This window comes from Priestia megaterium NBRC 15308 = ATCC 14581 (genome assembly GCF_000832985.1).
GTDB classification, from domain to species: domain Bacteria; phylum Bacillota; class Bacilli; order Bacillales; family Bacillaceae_H; genus Priestia; species Priestia megaterium.
The window spans coordinates 2,514,394-2,535,000 of record NZ_CP009920.1; the positions used below are offsets into that span (position 1 = coordinate 2,514,394).

General features: G+C 37.9%; 25 protein-coding genes (1 of these 25 only partly in view). 16 read left to right on the top strand and 9 right to left on the bottom strand.

Annotation, left to right across the window (positions count from 1 at the left end; all coding sequences use genetic code 11):
• Window positions 1-91: 91 nt before the first annotated feature.
• Window positions 92-1,219: an amidohydrolase gene (locus tag BG04_RS13480; RefSeq protein WP_034654801.1), complete on the bottom strand. Its 1,128-nt coding sequence runs from the start codon at window positions 1,217-1,219 to the stop codon at window positions 92-94.
• A gap of 61 nt (window positions 1,220-1,280) precedes the next feature.
• Window positions 1,281-2,183, bottom strand: coding sequence for a TIGR01777 family oxidoreductase (locus tag BG04_RS13485; protein WP_034654802.1), 903 nt, complete (start codon window positions 2,181-2,183; stop codon window positions 1,281-1,283).
• A 97-nt stretch (window positions 2,184-2,280) separates the two neighbouring features.
• Here BG04_RS13485 and recX point away from each other — a divergent pair, with 97 nt between their 5' ends.
• A complete protein-coding gene (gene recX / locus BG04_RS13490) occupies window positions 2,281-3,090 on the top strand; it encodes a recombination regulator RecX (RefSeq protein WP_013081541.1) in 810 nt (269 codons plus the stop codon).
• A gap of 289 nt (window positions 3,091-3,379) precedes the next feature.
• Here recX and BG04_RS13495 read toward each other — a convergent pair whose 3' ends face one another.
• The gene (locus BG04_RS13495; RefSeq protein ID WP_016762864.1) at window positions 3,380-4,033 is read right to left on the bottom strand and encodes an SDR family NAD(P)-dependent oxidoreductase; all 654 of its coding nucleotides are present in this window, start codon (window positions 4,031-4,033) and stop codon (window positions 3,380-3,382) included.
• 82 nt (window positions 4,034-4,115) lie between these two features.
• Here BG04_RS13495 and BG04_RS13500 point away from each other — a divergent pair, with 82 nt between their 5' ends.
• Window positions 4,116-4,430: a YfhH family protein gene (locus tag BG04_RS13500; RefSeq protein ID WP_034654804.1), complete on the top strand. Its 315-nt coding sequence runs from the start codon at window positions 4,116-4,118 to the stop codon at window positions 4,428-4,430.
• A gap of 78 nt (window positions 4,431-4,508) precedes the next feature.
• On the opposite strand, the gene BG04_RS13505 is transcribed toward BG04_RS13500, so the two are convergent.
• Complete coding sequence (locus BG04_RS13505) at window positions 4,509-4,664, bottom strand: small, acid-soluble spore protein K (protein WP_016762865.1); 156 nt, start codon at window positions 4,662-4,664, stop codon at window positions 4,509-4,511.
• 135 nt (window positions 4,665-4,799) lie between these two features.
• Between BG04_RS13505 and BG04_RS13510 the strand changes: the two genes are divergently transcribed.
• Window positions 4,800-5,069, top strand: coding sequence for a YfhJ family protein (locus BG04_RS13510; protein ID WP_013055156.1), 270 nt, complete (start codon window positions 4,800-4,802; stop codon window positions 5,067-5,069).
• Between the two features lie 63 nt (window positions 5,070-5,132).
• Here BG04_RS13510 and BG04_RS13515 read toward each other — a convergent pair whose 3' ends face one another.
• Complete coding sequence (locus BG04_RS13515; protein ID WP_013081543.1) at window positions 5,133-6,089, bottom strand: metal-dependent hydrolase; 957 nt, start codon at window positions 6,087-6,089, stop codon at window positions 5,133-5,135.
• A gap of 263 nt (window positions 6,090-6,352) precedes the next feature.
• On the opposite strand from BG04_RS13515, the gene mutY reads away from it, so the two are divergent.
• On the top strand, window positions 6,353-7,447 hold the full coding sequence (gene mutY, locus BG04_RS13520; protein WP_034654806.1) for an A/G-specific adenine glycosylase: 1,095 nt from the start codon (window positions 6,353-6,355) through the stop codon (window positions 7,445-7,447).
• A gap of 33 nt (window positions 7,448-7,480) precedes the next feature.
• Here mutY and BG04_RS13525 read toward each other — a convergent pair whose 3' ends face one another.
• Entirely contained in the window at window positions 7,481-7,705 is a 225-nt protein-coding gene (locus tag BG04_RS13525) for a hypothetical protein (RefSeq protein WP_014461827.1), read from the bottom strand.
• Between the two features lie 116 nt (window positions 7,706-7,821).
• Between BG04_RS13525 and fabL the strand changes: the two genes are divergently transcribed.
• The 5 genes from fabL (at window position 7,822) to BG04_RS13550 (ending at window position 12,171) form a co-directional block, all read left to right on the top strand.
• Window positions 7,822-8,571, top strand: a complete 750-nt coding sequence (gene fabL / locus BG04_RS13530) for an enoyl-[acyl-carrier-protein] reductase FabL (protein ID WP_016762867.1) — start codon at window positions 7,822-7,824, stop codon at window positions 8,569-8,571.
• 97 nt (window positions 8,572-8,668) lie between these two features.
• Window positions 8,669-9,067, top strand: coding sequence for a gamma-type small acid-soluble spore protein (locus tag BG04_RS13535; RefSeq protein ID WP_061784547.1), 399 nt, complete (start codon window positions 8,669-8,671; stop codon window positions 9,065-9,067).
• Window positions 9,068-9,256: 189 nt separating this feature from the next.
• A complete protein-coding gene (locus BG04_RS13540; RefSeq protein WP_014461824.1) occupies window positions 9,257-9,517 on the top strand; it encodes a YgaB family protein in 261 nt (86 codons plus the stop codon).
• Window positions 9,518-9,713: 196 nt separating this feature from the next.
• The gene (ntdP, locus tag BG04_RS13545) at window positions 9,714-10,250 is read left to right on the top strand and encodes a nucleoside tri-diphosphate phosphatase (RefSeq protein ID WP_013055163.1); all 537 of its coding nucleotides are present in this window, start codon (window positions 9,714-9,716) and stop codon (window positions 10,248-10,250) included.
• Window positions 10,251-10,419: 169 nt separating this feature from the next.
• Entirely contained in the window at window positions 10,420-12,171 is a 1,752-nt protein-coding gene (locus tag BG04_RS13550) for an ABC transporter ATP-binding protein (protein WP_016762869.1), read from the top strand.
• A gap of 35 nt (window positions 12,172-12,206) precedes the next feature.
• On the opposite strand, the gene BG04_RS13555 is transcribed toward BG04_RS13550, so the two are convergent.
• Both BG04_RS13555 and BG04_RS13560 read right to left on the bottom strand, forming a co-directional pair.
• Window positions 12,207-13,295 (bottom strand): FUSC family protein, encoded by a 1,089-nt coding sequence (locus tag BG04_RS13555; RefSeq protein ID WP_013081550.1) that lies wholly within the window; start codon window positions 13,293-13,295, stop codon window positions 12,207-12,209.
• A gap of 548 nt (window positions 13,296-13,843) precedes the next feature.
• Window positions 13,844-15,142, bottom strand: coding sequence for a glutamate-1-semialdehyde 2,1-aminomutase (locus tag BG04_RS13560; RefSeq protein ID WP_028410116.1), 1,299 nt, complete (start codon window positions 15,140-15,142; stop codon window positions 13,844-13,846).
• A 202-nt stretch (window positions 15,143-15,344) separates the two neighbouring features.
• On the opposite strand from BG04_RS13560, the gene BG04_RS13565 reads away from it, so the two are divergent.
• The 6 genes from BG04_RS13565 to perR all read left to right on the top strand — a co-directional run bounded on the left by BG04_RS13565 (window position 15,345) and on the right by perR (window position 19,652).
• Window positions 15,345-16,358 carry an ABC transporter ATP-binding protein gene (locus BG04_RS13565; protein WP_034654809.1) on the top strand — a complete coding sequence of 338 codons (1,014 nt, stop codon included), beginning with the start codon at window positions 15,345-15,347 and terminating at the stop codon, window positions 16,356-16,358.
• Entirely contained in the window at window positions 16,351-17,142 is a 792-nt protein-coding gene (locus tag BG04_RS13570) for an ABC transporter permease (protein WP_013081552.1), read from the top strand. Before BG04_RS13565 ends, BG04_RS13570 begins: the two co-directional genes overlap by 8 nt.
• A 9-nt stretch (window positions 17,143-17,151) precedes the next feature.
• Window positions 17,152-17,937, top strand: coding sequence for an ABC transporter permease (locus tag BG04_RS13575; RefSeq protein ID WP_034655325.1), 786 nt, complete (start codon window positions 17,152-17,154; stop codon window positions 17,935-17,937).
• Window positions 17,938-18,027: 90 nt separating this feature from the next.
• Window positions 18,028-18,423, top strand: coding sequence for an ion channel (locus BG04_RS13580; protein ID WP_223260285.1), 396 nt, complete (start codon window positions 18,028-18,030; stop codon window positions 18,421-18,423).
• 69 nt (window positions 18,424-18,492) lie between these two features.
• The gene (gene bcp / locus BG04_RS13585) at window positions 18,493-18,963 is read left to right on the top strand and encodes a thioredoxin-dependent thiol peroxidase (RefSeq protein WP_013055171.1); all 471 of its coding nucleotides are present in this window, start codon (window positions 18,493-18,495) and stop codon (window positions 18,961-18,963) included.
• A gap of 254 nt (window positions 18,964-19,217) precedes the next feature.
• Entirely contained in the window at window positions 19,218-19,652 is a 435-nt protein-coding gene (perR, locus tag BG04_RS13590; RefSeq protein ID WP_013055172.1) for a peroxide-responsive transcriptional repressor PerR, read from the top strand.
• A gap of 22 nt (window positions 19,653-19,674) precedes the next feature.
• Here the strand turns inward: perR and BG04_RS13595 are convergent, their stop codons facing one another.
• On the bottom strand, window positions 19,675-20,034 hold the full coding sequence (locus tag BG04_RS13595) for a YgzB family protein (RefSeq protein ID WP_013055173.1): 360 nt from the start codon (window positions 20,032-20,034) through the stop codon (window positions 19,675-19,677).
• Window positions 20,035-20,256: 222 nt separating this feature from the next.
• On the opposite strand from BG04_RS13595, the gene BG04_RS13600 reads away from it, so the two are divergent.
• Window positions 20,257-20,607: the 5' portion of a nucleotidyltransferase-like protein gene (locus BG04_RS13600; protein ID WP_034654810.1), read on the top strand. It continues 516 nt past the right edge of the window; the window shows 351 of its 867 coding nt (coding positions 1-351); it begins with the start codon at window positions 20,257-20,259; its stop codon lies off the right edge, out of view.

Here is a 20,607-nt window from a genome sequence, read left to right on the forward strand (position 1 = left end):
AGTCAACGTGTGATGTTTATGCTTTTGTGAAATTCACATGCTTCTAAACGTATCATACTAAAAAAAATAAAAAAAGAAAATAGGTAAAATGTTAATTTTTTTTAAATAATATTTTACCATCTATCATGGTGAAAAGGGGCTTTGCTAAGTAGTGAAAGGGATGATGGCTCCATAGCACTAAATCAGCGTCTTTTCCTACTTCGATACTGCCGATTCGCTGATCAATACGAAGATTTCGAGCAGCAGCAATCGTGATGCCTTCTAATGCTTTTTGTTCTTCGAGCCCTTCACGTACGGCAATGGATGCACAAATATTTAGGTACTGAATGGGCGTATAAGGATGGTCTGTTGTAATAGAAACTTCTACTCCTTCATTGCAGAGAGCTTGATAGGTTTTCCATGTTTTATTCTTCAGTTCAACCTTTGAGCGGCGTGTTAAAGTTGGTCCCACGCTTACTTTTAAGTTTCTTCCGCCTAGCTCTTTAGCAATTAAGTGACCTTCTGTACAGTGTTCAATACGAACGTCTAAATTAAATTCATCTGCCAAGCGCAGAGCTGATAGAATATCATCGGCTCGGTGAGCATGAATTCGAACGGGAATCTCTCTATTCAGTGCTTGAATGAGTGGTTTGATTCGCAAATCATCTTTATTGTCACTGCTTTTTGCATGATAAAAGGCTTCTCTCAGCATCCCCATAATACCCATTCGTGTAATGGATTCCTTGTTGCCATGGCTGTGGATTCGTTTTGGATTTTCTCCTAGCGCAATCTTAAGTCCAGCTGTCTCTTGAATCAACATTTGAGAAATACTTGTTCCGGCTGTTTTAATAACGGACGTTGTACCTCCGATCACATTTGCACTTCCAGGCATAATGTGTACAGACGTAATACCCGCTTCAATGGCATCTTTAAACCCAGGATCTAAAGGATGTACGCTGTCAAAAGCTCGGATATGCGGAGTCATAGGCTCGATTGTTTCGTTAGCATCATTTCCGGCCCAGCCGGTTCCTTCATCATATAGTCCTAGATGTGTATGAACATCAATAAATCCAGGGAATAAGTAACGCTGTTTGCAGTCAATGACTTCTACTTGAAGAGGAGGCTGCAAGTTTGGCCCAATTAAAACAATTTTTCCATCTTGAATGAGCACATCATTATTATAAATAGGTTTTGACGTAATAGGATAGAGCGTTGCATTTTTCAAGAGAATGGTTTTCATAAAGGATGCTCCTATCTATCGGCAGCTTAGTCACCTGTTTTAGGTAAATATCAGGAAATAACTAGAGTAAATCTCGCAATGCATCTTCTAATACAGTATATGTAAAAATGTAATTCTGTTGAATCAATTTTTCAGGTAAAACACGCTGTCCTTTCAAAATAATCATACTCATTTCTCCCATCAGCAGCTGAAGGCCAAAGCTAGGTACGGGCATCCAGTGAGGGCGATTTAACACTTTGCCAATCTTCTTTCCAAACTCTTTCATTTGGACGGGATTTGGGGCAGTTACGTTAACAGGTCCTTCTATTTGTTTGGTATGAATACAATAATCAATAATTTTGACGACGTCTTGAAGATGCACCCAAGACATCCACTGCTCTCCTGAACCAACTGTTCCTCCTGCAAATAATTTATAAGGAAGGGCAGTAGAAGGGAGTGCCCCGCCATCTTTGCCTAATATAACGCCGAACCTTGTTAAAACAGTACGAATATTGAGTTCCATCGCTTTTAACGCTTCATTTTCCCACTTTTTTACCGTTTCAGCTAAAAAGTCTGTGCCGATGGATGGAGAAGCTTCTGTGAATGTTTCTGTAGTTGATGTCCCGTAATAACCAACTGCGCTTGCATTTACATAAAGGGACGGTTTTTCGGGTAAGGCAGCCATAATACGAAGGATTTCTTGAGTAGAAGAAAGGCGACTTTCCACAATGGCTTTTTTGCGCTCGTCCGTCCAGCGGCCGCTGTTAAGTGAAACGCCAGCTAAATTGATAAAAACGTCTGCTCCTTCTACATGCTCTTCAGGTTGGCTGCTTTCTTGCATCCACTCTACATATTTAAGTTTCGGATCTCTTGCAGCTTTATCTGCATTGCGTGTTAAAATATATACATAATGTTTTTGTGTTAAAAAATGTTTTGTTAAAGCTTTACCTACGAACCCAGTTCCTCCAGCAATAACAATTTTCATACGAATTTCCTCCTTTATTGAGATAAATAAAAATGTGTATGATATGTTTGGCGGTTCTTCAGCCATCAATTTAATGAGAAATATGAGGTGAAGGTGTATGCCTGTTGTCACAAAAATCACAACGCAAAAGAATAGCGGTGAACGTTATAATGTGTACTTAGATTATGGTAAAGGTGAAGAGTTTGGCTTTGGTGTTGACGAAAATGTCCTCATCAAATATGACTTGAAAAAAGGTCGTGAGCTTGATGAATTTGAATTAACGGAAATTCAGTACGCAGATGATGAGAAAAAAGCTTATAATTTAGCGATCACTTACTTATCTTATCGAATGCGCTCTGAAAAAGAGGTACATGATTATTTGAAGAAAAAAGAAATTAACTCTACTATTATTCAACAAGTTATTCAGAAATTAGTCAGCCACCGTTATTTAAATGATGAAGAGTTTGCAAAAGCATTCGTGTTAACTCAAATGAACACGACATCAAAAGGACCAAGTGTGATTCAAAGAGAATTAAAAGAAAAGGGAATTTCTGATTCCACTATTACCCTTAGTTTATGTGAATACCCTGAAGAACAGCAAATTCAAACTGCTGTGAAATTAATTGAAAAGTTAAAAGGAAAATATAAAAAATTATCTCAAGTAATGATGAAACAAAAAATGGAACAAGCATTGGCAGTGAAGGGCTATTCATTTTCTATTATTCAAGAAGCATTTCAGCGCACGAATACAGAAAAAGAAAGCGATGAGGCATGGGAAGCTCTGCAATACCAAGGAATGAAAGCTCATCGTCGTTTTTCAAAGTATGAAGGCTGGGAATATCAGCAAAAAATGAAGCAGGCTCTTTATAGGAAAGGATTCTCTATTGACCAAATTCAATCATTTCTAGATTCTATTGAAGAGGAATAAAGGCGGGACAAAAGTATGTTAGTTAAAGGGAAATCCGAACGATGAATCGAGATTCTTGATGGAGAATCCAACTCGTTCGGATTTTTTATTGTGATGGTAAACGTAAACTTCATGTGTTTAGTTGGTTCTAGCAGTGGATTGGAGGGCAAGACGAAGACTCCTGCCGTCCCCGGAAAGGGAGAAGTCCTGCACGGAAATCACCCGCTGTGTCACAAGCAATTCCTATAAGATCATTTATACAATGTGTTTATCTTTAGAATAGATTAATGCAGTTATGTTTCACTCTTTTTTAAAACAAAATATCTTCTGAGTCATTCTGCTGTTTATAAATAATCTCAGCAATTTCGGAAGCCGAGCGCAATCGGCTTTTATCTTTAATGTGGTTGTTGTGATCCCAAAAAGGGGTATTCATGCCTCCCATGTAAGCTGCAATCACATGAAGGCTGGTATCTTGGTATTCCACTTTTAAACTTTCTGTAAATCCCCTTACGCCAAACTTACTTGCCACATAGACGCTTTCATTAGCTTTCCCGCGAAGTCCTGCAGTTGAAATGATATTCATAACTTTAGGTTCAGGTCTCGTCAAGAGATGAGGCATAAGCGCTTGTGTTAAAAAAATAGTTCCTTTTACATTTGTATCGATGACTTCATCGATGGCTTGTTTTGTATAATCGGTCAAAGGACCAAAATGTCCAATGCCTGCATTGTTGATAAGGATATCTACTGAATGCTGCATCAGCAGTTTTTCTACAGATTTTCCTACTTCTTCATACTTTGTAATATCTACAGACATCGTATATACGTTGTCTCCTAGCTCATGCTGCGCCTCTTTTAATTTATGTTGATTGCGTCCAGCTAGAATGACGTTGTAGTCTTTTGCGTAAAGTTTAGCGAGCTCTTTTCCAAGACCCGTCGCACCGCCCGTGATTAGCACTGTTTTCATTCCCAAAACTCCCTTTTCATAGTCTCCCTTTAGTTATACCTTTTGTTATAATAAAATGAAAGCAAACAAGGGGGAAAACAGCATGTCTGAAAAACGTTACAGTGATATGACGACGTATGAACTTCAACAAGAAATTGGGTCTCTTCAAGAAAAAGCACGAAAAGCTGAGCAGCTTGGCATGGTCAATGAGTATGCAGTATTAGAAAGAAAAGTAACAATGGCTAGGTCGTATTTATTGGATCCCGAAGCGTTTAAAGCAGGGGAAGTATATGAAATTCAAGGAGATCCGGGTTCATATTTTAAAATTGATTATATGAACGGAGTTTTTGCGTGGGGATTTAGGCTTGGCTCACCGCAAAACGAAGAGGCACTGCCTATTTCCATGTTGAAAAAATAAAGGGATGAACAAGCAGCACGAAGTGTGCTGCTTGTTTGATTTCTATATTCACTCTATTTTTAAACGTAAAGCAAGCGGTTATTCTTCGCGCTCATTAGAAGCATGCATACGTTCTTGAGGATGCGTGTTAATTGTTCCATTTGCACGTTTTGAAGCGTACTCAGCTTTTGCGCGAGGTTCGCCTTCAAGCTTAGTATGATGTTGGTTTGTAAAATCTTTTGCTTTATTGCGCATAGATACCTCTCCTTTTACAACAGAAAGCGTTGCGGTTATGATATAGTACATGAGGGAGTGAATAACTCCGCATTTATAGTGTAAGTTAAAAGTGCAAACATACTCATAAAGAATTTTGGTAATCGAGGTGTTCTTATGAACGATATATTTGAAAGATTAACGAATCAGCTCTTAAATAAAAACAGTTCGCTCTCATATGCTCAAGCACGCACGTGGGTCGAGCTTTTCTGGGAAGATTTTGAGTCATCTTACGCAAAAGCAGGATATGATTATAAAGGGAAAGAAGCGACGGAAAAGGTTGTTACGATGTATATCAACAGCTACGGAGACAAACTTCATGAAATCGCGGTTAAAAACCCTAAATATCAGCATTTATTAAATAACGATGACTATTTAAAACATTAAATAAAAACGAACCGTCTTCTCAAGACGGTTCGTTTTTGGGTTTCATATTTGTTCTTGTTATGATTAGTGCGGGAGATAATCAAGCTTTTTACGCAATTTTTTCTCACTGAAAATCCAACCTGTGTACGAACAAATGATATTTAAATCGTAATCAAGCTGGACTACGGCTACAAATGGATAGTAGTCTTTGCTGCGGTAGCGTAAATCAATAAAGCGCACTTCAATGTGGTCGTTATATTCATCCAGTTCCCATCTATAAATAGGTGAAAATGAAAGAAAAGCAGATAAATTTTCATCTTTTTTCGCTACTTCAATTACGGCTGATTCGGGAATTGGAACTTTATCAAACGTATCATAAATAAAAATTTCTTCTCCGATTGCTCTTCCTACATGAAAATACTTTTCGGTCGTCACAGCTAAGTGCCAGTGAGTGAAACGCAGCGTAGGAGAGATATTGAGCTTGATAACATCAGGAAACTGTTTTCGAAGCTTCTTGGCGATTTGGTGGCGCATATAAAAGCGCAATCCATAGTAAAATGCCAATAACACATACAGCGTAATGAATGTTGGTCCTGGCTCTGCTCCAATAAACCAGATTAAAATCGCAAGTACGTGAGCTGAGAAAATCACGTAATCAAACGTGTTGATTACGCCAAGCGCAATCCATTTATTTGTGAAAGGCCGTAAAGCTTGCGTACCATAAGCGTTAAAGATATCAACAAAAACGTGAATAATGACGCCTGCAAAGGTCCACATCCATAGATGCAGCAAGTTAGCTCCTGGCAGCAGAAGCGAAAGAATGAGCACAATAAGCAAAGGCCATAAAATAACGGCCGGGATAGAATGTGTAATTCCACGGTGATTGCGGATATACTGTGCATTGTTTCGCAACTTTAAAACAGTGTCTAAATCAGGTGCTAATGACCCGGCCATTACGCCAATCATTACAGCATCCAGTGTGGCTGTATTCGCAGATACAGTGGGGTCTAATGTTGCAAGGCCGCCTAAAGCGATTCCCATTGCAATGTGTGTACCAGTATCCAGAGCGAACTCCTCCTTTGTAAAATGACAATCTTAGAGTATCCTAATTCAGCATGGAAGCTTGATTCAGGGCGAAAAATCTCGCTTTATTACTAACGCAGCAAATTAGCTGTTTTTATTCATTATTTGAACAATTCATTTTACTATTCATATTTGTAGTTGTTATAAGGTTATCATAAAGTTACTAAGATTCAAAAAGCAACACATTGTATATGTATAGTTAATACCTCGGAGGCTATGACGTGAAACAAAGTAAAGATATTGTACAAAATTTCGATATTCGAGCATTTCAAGATGACTTAATCTCTTGGTTTGAGCAGGAACAGCGCATTCTACCTTGGCGTCAAGATCAGGACCCTTATAAAGTGTGGGTATCTGAAATTATGCTTCAACAAACGAGAGTAGATACGGTCATTCCGTATTTTAATAATTTTATTAGCAAATTTCCCACTATTAAAGATTTAGCTTATGCGAATGAAGATGATGTGTTAAAAGCGTGGGAAGGATTAGGCTATTATTCCCGTGCCCGTAATTTACAAACCGCCGTTCGAGAAGTTCACGAACAATACGGGGGAGAAGTTCCGAATACGCCAGCAGAAATCTCTAAACTAAAAGGAGTAGGCCCTTATACAACAGGAGCTATTTTAAGTATTGCATACGGAGTGCCGCAACCTGCTGTAGATGGAAATGTCATGCGTGTGCTATCGCGCATTTTATCCGTTTGGGATGATATTGCAAAACCGAAAACAAGAAAGCTGTTTGAAGATATCGTGCATGAAATTATTTCAAAAGATAATCCTTCCTATTTCAATCAAGGCATGATGGAACTGGGCGCCATTGTCTGTACACCAACTTCTCCTTCCTGTTTGTTATGTCCAGTTCGCGAACACTGCCGCGCGTTTGAAGAAGGAGTGCAGAATGAGCTTCCTGTTAAATCAAAGAAAAAAGCGCCGCGTGCTCTTCAGCTTGCTGCAGTGGTGATTAGAGACGAGGACGGAAATTATCTGATTCATAAACGTCCAAGCAAAGGACTTTTAGCTAACCTATGGGAATTTCCAAATATAGAAGTAGATCTTAGTATAGCGCCAGATCATCAGCAGCTTCAGGCATTTATTCAAAATGAGTACGGAGCTGATATTAAAATTAATGCGCCGTTTACCACAATTCAGCACGTATTTTCTCATATCGTCTGGAATGTCACAGTATATGAAGCAGAGCTGGTAAGTGATATCAGTGCATTAAAAAACTTGAAAGTAGTTTCTGAAAAAGATTTAGAACAATATGCATTTCCTGTTTCCCATCAAAAAATCTTAAAAGAATATTTACTTGTTAAATAAAAGAAGCGTGGATAAACTCCGCGCTTCTTTTATTTAATCATATGAAACATGCGTGCCGTGTGTATAATCTGCTTCGTGGCGCTGTAACCCGCCCCGTGCTTCAATTTCTTTAATAATTTGCTGATGAATACTTTGTCCTTCAGCATTTAAATACGGCGTCATTTGCTGTAAAGAGTGATGGAAAAACGCAAGCTCGCTGTCTTTCCACTCGCTTTTAGAAATCATTGAAAGAGCCGTCATGTCTCTACCTACATACATTCTATTCACCTCGTTCATTTTATCAAGTTTTATCTATTTTCCCTATATTACTTGTTTCTTATGCGATAAAATCAGTACAATGTAAAGATAATATGATACATAAGGGAGATGACATCATGTCACAAAAGGTAGCACTAGTTACAGGAAGCAGCAGAGGTATTGGTAAAGAGATCGCCTTACGTCTGGCTAAAGAAGGATACGATATTGTATTAAACTATGCACGAAGCAAAAGTGCAGCTCAGGAAGTAGCGGAAGAAATCAAAGCATTAGGCAGAGAAGCATTAGTTGTTAAAGCAAACGTAGGAAAAGTAGAAAAAATTAAAGAAATGTTTGAGCAAATTGATGAAGCATTCGGTCGCTTAGACGTATTTGTAAGTAATGCGGCTTCAGGGGTTTTACGTCCTATTATGGAATTAGAAGAAACTCACTGGAATTGGACAATGGACATCAATAGTAAAGGATATTTATTCTGTGCACAAGAAGCGGCTAAACGTATGGAAAAAGTAGGGGGAGGAAAGATTGTTACCATCAGTTCGCTTGGGTCTATTCGCTATTTAGAAAATTATACAACAGTAGGCGTGTCAAAAGCTGCTGTAGAAGCGTTGACCCGCTATTTAGCAGTGGAGCTGGCTCCAAAGAATATTGTGGTAAATGCTGTATCTGGAGGGGCTGTGGATACAGAAGCATTAAAACATTTCCCAAATCGCGATGAGCTCCTAGATGATGCGCGCAAGCATACTCCAGCTGGTCGTATGGTGGAGCCAAAAGACATGGTAGATGCAGTTATGTTCTTAGTGTCCGATCAAGCAAATATGATTTGCGGTCAAACGCTTATTATTGACGGAGGGCGTTCACTTTTAATGTAAGGTAAATGTGTTTTTTGCTTACACCTTAAAATACTGAAAAAAGTTTGCATACCCTATTTACCTCCCGGGCATATTAATTTTCGTGGAGGTGATTACAATGGCAAAACAAACAAACAAAACAGCATCTGGTACAAGCACACAACACGTGAAACAACAAAATGCTCAAGCATCTAAAAACAATTTCGGTACTGAATTTGGTAGCGAAACAAATGTACAAGAAGTGAAACAACAAAATGCTCAAGCAGCGGCAAACAAAAGCCAAAATGCTCAAGCATCTAAAAACAATTTCGGTACTGAATTTGGTAGCGAAACAAATGTACAAGAAGTGAAACAACAAAATGCTCAAGCAGCGGCAAACAAAAGCCAAAATGCTCAAGCATCTAAAAACAACTTCGGTACTGAATTTGCTAGCGAAACAAGTGCTCAAGAAGTGAGACAACAAAACGCACAAGCTGAAGCAAAGAAAAACCAAAACTCTGGTAAATACCAAGGTTAATATCAAAAGCGAGCTTAACGTCTTTCATACGGCGATGTTAAGTTCGCTTTTTCTTATATAAAAAGCAACAAAGTATGACAAAACTTCTTGAAACTTTACATAGCTCGTCAAAGGAATCTGGATCACCTAAACAGAATGTTAACAGAAGTGCCGCGTGTATGGTTAAAGCAAATAGGGAGGAGCTATCGTATGAAAAAATTTGATCAGCTAGTGACTCAACAATTGGAGACCATGGATCAACTTCTGTTTTTGCAGTCTGAGATTGAGCGCTGTCAGGAAATTGAAGGTGAACTAGTAAAACTTCATGAAGAAGCAAAACTGCATTCTGTGCAAGATGAAATTAGTGAAATGAAGCTAAAATTAAAAGAGATTCAATTGACGTTTGAAGCACAAACCGAAGACATTATTCGTACATATAAAAGTGAAGGGGCTTGCTCTACACTTGCTTAATGAACATTGATGGGTCACTTCCTCTCTTTTTTAAGGCTGCCAAGCAAAGGAAAAAGTAGGGGAAGTGACTTTTTTGAACTCAAGAAGGTTAGCACATTTGTGTTAAAATGAGAGAGAAACCGTTATAATAAACATAAGACAAATGGAGACGTTATATGAATTTTTTTAAGTGCTAAAATGAAAGTAGGTATTGGAGATGGGAATTCCGGTGGAAGGAGAAACAATTCAAATACACAGCTACAAGCATAATGGACATATTCATCGCGTGTGGGATCGGACAACCGTATTAAAAGCAACCAATAACTTAGTGATTGGAGGAAATGATCGCACGGTCGTTACAGAATCAGATGGACGAACATGGGTCACAAGAGAGCCTGCAATTTGTTATTTTCATGCTCAGCAGTGGTTTAATGTCATTGGGATGATCCGTGAAGATGGAATTTATTATTACTGCAATATTAGTTCGCCGTTCATTTATGATGACAATGAAGCGCTCAAATATATTGATTATGATTTAGATATCAAAGTCTATCCAGATATGACATACACCCTTCTTGATGAAGATGAATATGAGAAGCATCGAAAAGAAATGAATTATCCAGAAGTGATTGACCGTATTTTACATAATCACGTTGAGGAGTTAAAAGGTTGGATTCGACAGCGAAAAGGCCCGTTTGCTCCAGATTTCATTGACATTTGGTATGAGCGCTTTTTAACATATCGGCATTCTTGATGAATGATCTAGAGAACATTATGTTAGGCCGTCTAAAGCTGACTGTTTGATATAATGTTCTTTTTGGCGTTATGCTCACCATCTTTTAGAAGAGATAAAAGCACTAAAAAATCGACGCGTGTACATATACTAAGAAAGCTTGCCCTCATAGATAGAAAGGGGAGATTTTATGGGAAGTATAAGACGCTACATGAAGTTTGTACAGCCATACAAATGGCAAATTGTCGGTACTGTATTAATTGGTATTATTAAATTTGCTATTCCTTTATTAATTCCGCTGCTTTTGAAATATGTGTTGGACGATATCGTAAATGGACATGGCATGTCCTCCTCTGAAAAAGTTCATAAAATGGTGACGATTATGGGGATTTCGTTTGTTGTATTTTTAGTGTTAAGACCTCCCATTGAATATTACAGGCAGTATTATGCTCAGTGGGTATCGAGCAAAGTACTATATGATATACGAGATCAGCTGTTTAGCCATATTCAAAAGCTTAGCTTGCGTTATTATGCAAATACGCGAGCGGGTGAAGTGATTTCACGAGTCATTAATGATGTAGAGCAAACAAAAAACTTTGTTATCACAGGTTTAATGAACGTATGGCTTGATATGATGACGATTGTAATAGCCATTGTGATTATGTTTACGATGAATGTACCTTTAACACTGGTATCGATTATTTTGCTGCCGGTTTATGCGTTCTCTGTAAAATATTTTTACAGTCGTCTTCGCCATTTAACAAGAGTCCGTTCGCAGGCTTTAGCGGAAGTGCAGGGGCATTTACATGAAAGGGTTCAAGGGATCTCTGTTATTCGCAGCTTTGCTATTGAGCCTCATGAGCAGAAGCAATTTGATAAGCAAAATTCAAATTTTCTACAAAAAGCAATCAATCATACGAATTGGAATGCAAAAACATTTGCAGTAGTGAATACCATTACCGATTTGGCACCTTTAATCGTGATTACATTTGCTGGATATCAAGTCATCACAGAAAGTCTTAGCGTAGGAACGATGGTAGCATTTGTGGCCTATATTGACCGCTTGTATAATCCGCTTCGCCGCTTGGTCAATTCATCGACTACGCTCACGCAGTCTGTGGCATCTATGGACCGGGTGTTTGAGTTCATTGATGAAGAATACGATATTACAGACAAGAAAGATGCAAAAGAATGTACTGAGCTTCATGGAAAGGTGCAGTTTGAGCACGTTTCATTTGCTTATGAAGAAGAAGAAAAACCTGTGATTCATGATATTAATTTAGATGTAGAAAAAGGAAAATCCGTTGCGTTTGTTGGAATGAGCGGAGGAGGGAAATCCACGCTTATCAGCTTAATTCCGCGCTTTTATGATGTGACAGAGGGTAAAATTCTCATTGATGACATTGATATCAAAACCTATAAAGTACGCAGCCTGCGAGATAAGATTGGAATCGTCCTGCAGGATACGGTGTTGTTTAGTGACACGGTTAAAAACAATATACTGCTTGGAAAGCCAGGAGCGACAGATGAAGAAGTAATTGCTGCGGCAAAAGCCGCAAATGCCCACGATTTTATTATGAATTTGCCCGAAGGATATGATACAAAAGTGGGAGAGCGGGGAATGAAGCTATCAGGAGGACAGAAGCAGCGTATTTCCATTTCGCGCGTATTTTTAAAAAATCCAGCTATTCTTATTTTTGATGAAGCCACTTCAGCTCTAGATTTGGAAAGTGAGCACTATATTCAAGAAGCATTAGCTGAACTAGCAAAAGACCGTACGACTTTCATTGTAGCCCATCGTTTATCTACAATTACTCATGTTGATGAAATTGTACTTTTAGAAAATGGAAGAGTAGTCGAACGAGGTTCTCATGAGGAGTTAATTAAGAAAAAAGGTCATTACTATCAGCTCTTTAACGTTCAGCAGCTTGATACAATTTAAAAACACCACCTATTGTCTAACAATAGGTGGTGTTTTTAATCTTCTTGTCGTTGATGATTAATATCAAATGAGTTAGCATCCTTGTGATAGTTTTGGAACGTATCAATCAGCTTATCAAGATGCTCTAACTCTTCACTATACTCAATGATGACAGAAATTAAAGGGAAGATATGATAAATAACCTTATTCTCTTCATCATTATCGTATATTTTGTACTGCATAAATTTATCGATTAAAGCTCGTTTTCCAACGCAGGCTTCGTTTGGTACAGTAGTGGTTGGCTGTACGCGTAATTTCCCAATGAATTTTAATAATACTTGCTCATGATACATTAACAGGCACTCAACTTCAGATTTGATTAAATCTTGAAATTGCTGCGGCATGACTTGAAGATCATTTTCCACTCGGTGAAGTAGTTTCAAGGTTGTAAGAGCTCGTGTTGTTACGGTAATCATTTGACGAAATAAAACGAGCTTGCGTGACTTAACAAAACGTTTTTTGGTTGAATAAGTGCGTTCTTCTTTGTAAAAATCAAAGATTTGATTCATTTTAGCCACATTGTCTTTCATTTTTTCAATGTCTTCTTTTAACAATGTGTGCTCAGATGCGTGATAAAGATTCATGCGAATCCATTTAATAATTTCTTCCGTTGTGCTTACAATTTTATAATACAACCTTGTTTCATACTTTGGCGGAATAAAAATAAGATTGACAATAAATGCTGAGAATACCCCAAGTAACACTGTACCAAAGCGTATAAGTGCATATTCAACGAAATTATCTCCTGGATTTTCCATGATTGCAATTACTGTCACAAGCGCAAGCCCAATTGTATTATTAATACGTAATTTTAAGTTAACTGCAATGACAACAACAGCGGTAAAACCAATAATGATGGGATGGGTACCAAAAATAAGTCCAAAACAAACTGCAGAAGCAGCTCCAATCACATTCGCCTGTATTTGCTCCAATATTGTTAAATAAGATCTGTAAATAGACGGTTGAATTGCAAAAACTGCCGCAATTGCCGCAAATATTGGAGATGGTAAACTTAGAAATTCACCTAATAACAATGAAAGTGTAATGGCAATTCCCGTTTTTAAGATGCGGGCACCAAGTTTCATGTGCGTTCGTAGTTCCTTTCTGTAAAAAAGTTTTTTCGTTATGAAGAATGTTCCCCAAAACAAATGATAAATTGCAAAAATCAGTCCTTCTTTATTACATAACCTGTTGGAAATAATATAAACAATAACATACTATACAAGGTTTAAGAATGGATATCAAGAGAAAACAAGCAGAAAAATAAGGGTATTTCTCGGGATTTTTCGACAGGCTGAAAAAAAGGAGATGACGCGTAAGAAATGGTTATGAAAGGTGGGAATGTTCTATAAGGAAACCCGAAGGTAAAACGAAAAAGAGGTCGAGACATAACGAAATAAATCCAATCTAAAGACGAACAAATAGGATACATGAACTGAACCGCTTGTGACACAGCACTTGATTTCCGCAGCAGTCTTCCACTTGCCCTTCAATCAACTGCTAGAAAGACCTGTACACACGAAACCTACGTTTACCATAACAAAAAAACGAACCACTAATCAAACATCTTGATCAATGGTTCGTTTTTCACTTCGTCTAAAATCCTTTTATTTCAGCCTCTTTAGAATAAGAATTAACGTTCTTCACTTAATTGTTTAAATGCTTTTTCGACTGCTTCTAATGTGTCGGTAATATCTTGTTCTGTATGAGCTGTAGTAAGGAACCATGCTTCATATTTCGAAGGAGCTAAGTTGACACCTTGGTGGAGCATTAGTTTAAAGAAGCGTGCGAATAATTCGCCGTCTGTATTTTCTGCTTGTTCATAGTTTTTGACCGTTTCGGTTGTAAAATAGACAGTAAGAGCGCCTTTTAATCGATTGATAGTAATAGGCATGTTATATGTACGAGCATGTTTTAAAATACCCTCTTCGAGCATCGCCCCTAACTTATCCAACTGTTCATAAACACCTTCTTGCTTTAGTACTTCTAGGCAAGCAATCCCAGAAAGAATAGAAGCTGGGTTTCCAGCCATTGTACCTGCTTGATAAGCGGGTCCAAGCGGCGCCACTTTTTCCATGATTTCTTTTTTACCGCCGTAGGCTCCGATTGGAAGGCCGCCGCCGATGATTTTTCCAAATGCAGTGAGATCAGGTTTTACACCAAGTAAATCTTGAGCTCCACCGTACATAAAGCGAAACGCTGTAATAACTTCATCGTAAATAACAAGTGCTCCAGCTTCGTGAGTTAATTCATTAACTTGTTCTAAAAAGCCAGGTTCCGGCTCAACAATTCCGAAGTTTCCAACGATTGGTTCTACTAAAACAGCTGCAATCTGATCGCCCCATTTTTCTAATGCTTCCTTGTAAGGCTCGATGTCGTTAAAAGGAACTGTGATGACTTCGTTAGCGATACTTTTTGGTACACCAGCAGAGTCAGGAGTGCCAAGTGTAGAAGGACCAGATCCAGCTGCTACTAATACAAGGTCAGAATGGCCGTGGTAGCAACCTGCAAATTTAATAATTTTATCGCGTCCAGTATAAGCGCGTGCTACACGGATCGTTGTCATAACGGCTTCTGTTCCAGAGTTGACGAAGCGCACTTTATCTAATGCGGGCATCGCTTCTTTGAGCATTTTAGCAAATGTGACTTCATGAGCAGTTGGCGTACCGTAAAGAACACCCGTTTCAGCTGCTTTTGTAATAGCTTTCGTGATATGAGGATGAGCGTGTCCCGTAATGATAGGACCGTAAGCTGCTAAATAGTCAATATATTTATTTCCATCAACGTCCCAGAAATAAGCTCCGCTTGCCTTCTCCATTGCAACAGGGGCTCCGCCTCCTACGGCTTTATATGAACGTGAAGGGCTGTTAACGCCGCCTACAATATGCTCGAGCGCTTCAGCGTGTAATTGTTCTGATTTTGTAAATTGCATAGTATGCCTCCTAATGAAAAGTTCAACTTCTTTATTCTATCAAACTTATTTGTTTCTTGAAAAACATTCGAGAACGTGTATGATAGAAATTTGTGAGCTAACTGCTAGAAAATAGTTCCTCGTCTCTTGGAGGAGTTGCTAGCAAGGGCGCCGGAAACAATAAAAGAAACCACTAATACGTCAACGTAACGGAGGGAATACAATGAAAAATGCTATTGAGGTGAATCAACTTCGGAAAGAATTTAAAGCCTATTCTAGCCGCTCTGGCCTTAAAGGGGCATTCCGGGATCTATTTACCCGTAATTATAGAGTCATGAAAGCTGTGAACGATATATCGTTTACCGTAAAACAAGGGGAAATGGTAGGGTATATAGGAGAAAACGGAGCGGGGAAATCGACCACAATCAAAATGCTGACAGGAATCTTAACTCCTACTTCAGGCGACATTACCGTAAATGGAATGAATCCCCATAAGGAAAGAGAAAAGTTTGCCCAAACGATTGGTGTTGTTTTTGGTCAACGCTCTCAGCTGTGGTGGGATATTGCCGTACAAGAATCTTTTCGCCTGTTAAAAAAAGTATACAAAGTGTCAGATGAAGATTATAACGTTCACATGGAGCACGTTATTCAAACGTTAGATATCGGGCCGCTGCTAGATAAGCCAGTGCGAAAGCTTTCTTTAGGTCAAAGAATGCGCTGTGAGCTGGCTGCTGCTCTTATTCACAATCCGCCGCTTCTATTTTTAGATGAACCGACGATTGGTTTAGATGTACTAGTTAAATTAAAAATCCGTCAATTTTTAAAAGAAATTAATGAAAAATACAACACGACAATTTTGCTTACAACACATGATTTAGCAGATATTGAAGCTTTATGTGAACGCGTTGTAATGCTGGATGAAGGCAGTATTATTTATGACGGATCGCTGCAAAAGTTGCGTTCGAACTGGGGCGACCTTAAGCAGGTTACGTTTGAATTCGGAACTGCGCCAAATAAAGAGCAGTTGAAGCTATTGACGCAAGGAATGCCTGTTAACTGGATTGAAGGTGATCAAAAATATTTGTGGACAGCACAGCTTCAAAATAAAGGAGACTTAATGTCGCAGCTGATTGCTAAAGTGGTGGCAAAGCATGAAATCAGCGATATTAACATTGAAGAAATTTCGACGGAAGAAATTATTCGCAACATTTATGAAGAAGGTGTTGTGAATGGATAAATATATAGAGATGATACGCATTCGTTTTTTAATGATGCTAGCGTATCGGACGAATTATTACAGCGGAATATTGATTTATGCAATTAATATTGGTGCTTACTATTTTTTATGGTCCGCTATTTATGGAGGAAAAGAGAATATTCAAGGTTTATCCATCACTCAAATGACAACGTATGTAGCCGTTTCATGGATGGCAAGAGCCTTTTACTTTAATAACATTGACCGTGAAATGGCAACGGAAATTAAAGATGGCAAAGTGGCTGTAGAGTTAATTAAGCCTTATAGCTACCTTGGTATGAAAACGATGCAAGGACTGGGAGAAGGGATTTTTCGGCTGCTGTTTTTCTCAGTGCCCGGCATGATTATTGTCGCGTTTTTATTTCCAGTACAGTTCTCAGCAAATGCAGCAACATGGCTTTATTTTGGACTGTCTTTAATTTTTAGTTTCATTATCAATACACAAATTAATTTATTAACGGGTATTACGACTTTCTTTCTCTTTAACAATGATGGACTCATTCGAGCGAAGCGCGTTGTTATTGATTTGTTTTCAGGACTTCTTCTGCCCATCAGCTTCTATCCTTTCTGGGCGCAACATATTATGAGCTATTTCCCTTTTCAAGCCATTAGTTATATTCCGAGCATGATTTTCACAAATGGATTTAAAGGGCAGGAAGTAATAAATGCTCTTATCACACAAGCAGTTTGGTCAGGACTTCTATTTATCCCTATTGCATGTTTGTGGAACATAGCGAAGAAAAAAATGGTTATTCAAGGAGGGTAGTCTATGAAAATGTTTTATTTTTCGATTTTCTTTCAGTACATCGGTCAATATATGAAAACAAGGCTTCAGTATCGTACCGACATGGTAGTTGAAATCATATCGGACTTATTATTTCAAACGGTTAACTTAATTTTTATTTTAGTTGTATTTGGTCATACTCAGTCGCTGCACGGATGGTCACGAGAGGAAATTATCTTTATTTATGGTTTCTTTTTAGTTCCTTTTGCTATTTTTTCGTCTTTCTTTAACATTTGGGATTTCAATGAACGCTACATTGTTAAAGGAGAAATGGACCGAATTTTAACGCGGCCGATTCATAGTTTGTTTCAAGTTATTTTGGAGCGAATGGAGCTAGAATCATTGTTTGGTGGTGTCACTGGGATTGCCGTAATGGCTTACGCTGCGTCTTCTTTACATCTTCATTTCCAGTGGTATGATGTTTTTATTTTTCTATTATTTATTTTAGGAGGAGCGCTTGTATACGCAGGAATTTTCATCGCCTTAGCAAGCATAGGCTTCTGGTCGGATGCCAGAACCTCTATTATGCCTACTATTTATAATATTGGAAACTATGGAAGGTATCCTGTAGATATTTATAATAATGTCATCCGATATGTTTTAACGTGGATTCTTCCTTTTGCATTTGTAGGCGTATATCCAGCTGCTTATTTCTTAGGAAGGTCAGAATGGTATGGATATGCATTTTTAACCCCAGTTATGGGAATCGTCTTTTTTGTAATCTCTATTTTCTTATGGAATACAGGGGTCAAAAAATACAGAGGAGCAGGCAATTAAATGCCTGCTCTTTTTGGTGGATTCGGAGTAGTAATGATTGGACAAGAACGCGCGTATAGTGGTAGTAAGAGTATAAATTAAAGGAGTAGAATGATGGTTATTTTTCTAATCCTCGTTATCATTGTTTTTGTAATTGGTAGTATGAAGTTTCTCTTTGAAAAAGAACTTGGAGAATTTCATTTTTTCTCAATTGGTCATTTCTTTGTCTTGTTTTATTCATATATTACAGTTTTATTGGGATTTAGCCTTATTTATACAGTATGTGAGATGGGGAGTATTCCAGTATTAAGCGGAGGGTTTGAACATGAAGGTCATTATTTCTATACCCTGTTTAACAGTATGTATTTCAGCGCAGCGACGTTATTTTCAGTAGGCTACGGAGATATGTATCCGGTTGGAATTGGGAAATTATTTGCAACTTTTGAAGCGTTTATCGGCTATATTATGCCTGCAATCTTTGTGATGCGAACTGTTACCCGCACTTAAACTTGTCATCTTATCTAATATTAGGTACGCTATTCAAAGAAAATGAAAAGCGTAAAGGAGAAGATAAATATGACAGCTGTAGTTGGAGAAAAAGCACCCGATTTTGTATTGATGTCTACAAATGGAGAGCAAGTATCACTAGCGTCGATGAAAGGAAAAAACGTTGTGCTGTATTTTTATCCGAAAGATATGACGCCAGGCTGTACAACAGAAGCCTGTGATTTCAGAGATCAGCATGAAAATTTTGAAGAGCTAGATGCGGTAATTCTAGGAGTGAGCCCGGATCCAATCGACAAACACCATAAGTTTATTGATAAGCACGGCCTTCCATTCTTACTTTTAGCTGACGAAGATCACAGCGTAGCTGAAGAGTATGGAGTATGGACACTGAAAAAAAACTTTGGAAAAGAATATATGGGCATTGAACGCTCCACTTTTATCATTAATAAAGAAGGAATGCTCGTAAAAGAATATCGTAAGGTTCGAGTGAAAGGGCATGTGGAAGAAGCTTTATCATTTATTAAAGAAAAAATGGCATAAAAACAGGCAGATAACTAGAGCAGTTTTAGTCTTTGAACATACAATATCAGTGTAGGGCATACCTCCTCAGATGTTAATATATTTAAAAGTGTGGATTGATTTCCACACTTCTTTTTTTGCATAAAATATATGAAAAGTTTCTACTTATTACATAAAATAGGAATAGGCATCAAGTTGACAAAACGTGGGTAAAACATGTAGACTAATTATAAGAATTATAAAGTAATAATACTTACAGAAGAGGGGTGCATGACGTGTCAAATCATTTACAAGAAGCCCTTGAAACGTTAAAAGGTACTGGCGTTCGTATCACACCACAACGTCATGCTATTTTAGAGTATTTAATCAATTCAATGACACATCCAACAGCAGATGATATTTATAAAGCGCTGGAAGGTAAGTTCCCAAATATGAGTGTAGCGACCGTTTACAATAATTTAAGAGTATTTCGCGAAGTAGGTATTGTAAAGGAACTAACATACGGTGATGCATCAAGCCGGTTTGATTATGTTACAACAGAGCATTACCATGTGATTTGCGAAAGCTGCGGAAAAATTGTGGATTTTCATTATCCTGGTTTAGACGAAGTAGAAAAGCTGGCTGCTCATATTACTGACTTTGATATTAGTCACCATCGAATGGAAATTTACGGAACGTGTCCTGATTGTACGGCTAAAAAAGCGCATTAATAAGCTGATAGTAGTGATACTATCAGCTTTCTTTTTGTTTTTTTCTATTATACTTTTCGTCGAATTGTTTTCCTTCAAGAGACTGGTCAAGCGTAAGCGGCTCGTTGCAATACATACACATATCTACGCGCCCTAGCATTTTGGTTTGCTTTTGACATGTAGGGCAGGTTACTTGAACCGCTTTTGTAGAAAGCATGCCAATCCAGAAATAAACGCCGGTACTAGCTACGATGCACAGCAAACCCAAAAGCATAAAAATAGTCATTAGCCAGACTGAAGATCGAAAGAAAATTCCCCCATACATAACAATGAACCCAACAAAGATCAGACTGAGTGCAAACGTGCGAATCTTGTTAATTTTATTTGAATACTTTATCCCCATCAGTATCCCCCCTGTTACCAATATATCATAGAGTGAGACAATGAATGATAATGAAAATTGAATCTTCGGAAAATTATTGTTGGTTTTTGAGCTTTCTGAATGATTTCCATAATTCTGAGTGGGATATCCGTTATACATCGTATATAATAAAAAAAGAAATCTTAGTCCATAGCCTTTAAAATTTTGAAAAATATTTGTTTATTACAGTTAGGAGAGCTCAAAATGGAAGATGTTTTACGGCCAATATATCAAGAAAGAGCTAGCAATAAAGACACACTAGGTATTTTACTGATTGAAAAAAAGAAATCAGAATCTCCAGTGACGGATAATTTGGATGCTATCTTATTTATTGTGACCAAAACTACAGAAACTTCTCTTTTTATTAAACAATACGAATATGAAAATGAGCGTGCGGCACTTTATATGGCTTCTGAACAGCAAATGAGTGAATGGATTATGAGGGGGACGAACCGCCGTATTATTGATTGGATCTTAAATGGTAAAGTGCTATTTGATCGAAACGAATATATGGAAAACTTAAAGAAACGCTTAATTGATTTTCCTAGAGAAGAT

Bases quoted from the DNA above. Each gene is read 5' to 3' on its own strand.
- BG04_RS13480 (WP_034654801.1), bottom strand. From the start codon at position 1,219: ATGAAAACCATTCTCTTGAAAAATGCAACGCTCTATCCTATTACGTCA.
- BG04_RS13485 (WP_034654802.1), bottom strand. From the start codon at position 2,183: ATGAAAATTGTTATTGCTGGAGGAACTGGGTTCGTAGGTAAAGCTTTA.
- recX (WP_013081541.1), top strand. From the start codon at position 2,281: ATGCCTGTTGTCACAAAAATCACAACGCAAAAGAATAGCGGTGAACGT.
- BG04_RS13495 (WP_016762864.1), bottom strand. From the start codon at position 4,033: ATGAAAACAGTGCTAATCACGGGCGGTGCGACGGGTCTTGGAAAAGAG.
- BG04_RS13500 (WP_034654804.1), top strand. From the start codon at position 4,116: ATGTCTGAAAAACGTTACAGTGATATGACGACGTATGAACTTCAACAA.
- BG04_RS13505 (WP_016762865.1), bottom strand. From the start codon at position 4,664: ATGCGCAATAAAGCAAAAGATTTTACAAACCAACATCATACTAAGCTT.
- BG04_RS13510 (WP_013055156.1), top strand. From the start codon at position 4,800: ATGAACGATATATTTGAAAGATTAACGAATCAGCTCTTAAATAAAAAC.
- BG04_RS13515 (WP_013081543.1), bottom strand. From the start codon at position 6,089: ATGGGAATCGCTTTAGGCGGCCTTGCAACATTAGACCCCACTGTATCT.
- BG04_RS13525 (WP_014461827.1), bottom strand. From the start codon at position 7,705: ATGTATGTAGGTAGAGACATGACGGCTCTTTCAATGATTTCTAAAAGC.
- fabL (WP_016762867.1), top strand. From the start codon at position 7,822: ATGTCACAAAAGGTAGCACTAGTTACAGGAAGCAGCAGAGGTATTGGT.
- BG04_RS13535 (WP_061784547.1), top strand. From the start codon at position 8,669: ATGGCAAAACAAACAAACAAAACAGCATCTGGTACAAGCACACAACAC.
- BG04_RS13540 (WP_014461824.1), top strand. From the start codon at position 9,257: ATGAAAAAATTTGATCAGCTAGTGACTCAACAATTGGAGACCATGGAT.
- ntdP (WP_013055163.1), top strand. From the start codon at position 9,714: ATGGGAATTCCGGTGGAAGGAGAAACAATTCAAATACACAGCTACAAG.
- BG04_RS13550 (WP_016762869.1), top strand. From the start codon at position 10,420: ATGGGAAGTATAAGACGCTACATGAAGTTTGTACAGCCATACAAATGG.
- BG04_RS13555 (WP_013081550.1), bottom strand. From the start codon at position 13,295: ATGAAACTTGGTGCCCGCATCTTAAAAACGGGAATTGCCATTACACTT.
- BG04_RS13560 (WP_028410116.1), bottom strand. From the start codon at position 15,142: ATGCAATTTACAAAATCAGAACAATTACACGCTGAAGCGCTCGAGCAT.
- BG04_RS13565 (WP_034654809.1), top strand. From the start codon at position 15,345: ATGAAAAATGCTATTGAGGTGAATCAACTTCGGAAAGAATTTAAAGCC.
- BG04_RS13570 (WP_013081552.1), top strand. From the start codon at position 16,351: ATGGATAAATATATAGAGATGATACGCATTCGTTTTTTAATGATGCTA.
- BG04_RS13575 (WP_034655325.1), top strand. From the start codon at position 17,152: ATGTTTTATTTTTCGATTTTCTTTCAGTACATCGGTCAATATATGAAA.
- BG04_RS13580 (WP_223260285.1), top strand. From the start codon at position 18,028: ATGATGGTTATTTTTCTAATCCTCGTTATCATTGTTTTTGTAATTGGT.
- bcp (WP_013055171.1), top strand. From the start codon at position 18,493: ATGACAGCTGTAGTTGGAGAAAAAGCACCCGATTTTGTATTGATGTCT.
- BG04_RS13595 (WP_013055173.1), bottom strand. From the start codon at position 20,034: ATGGGGATAAAGTATTCAAATAAAATTAACAAGATTCGCACGTTTGCA.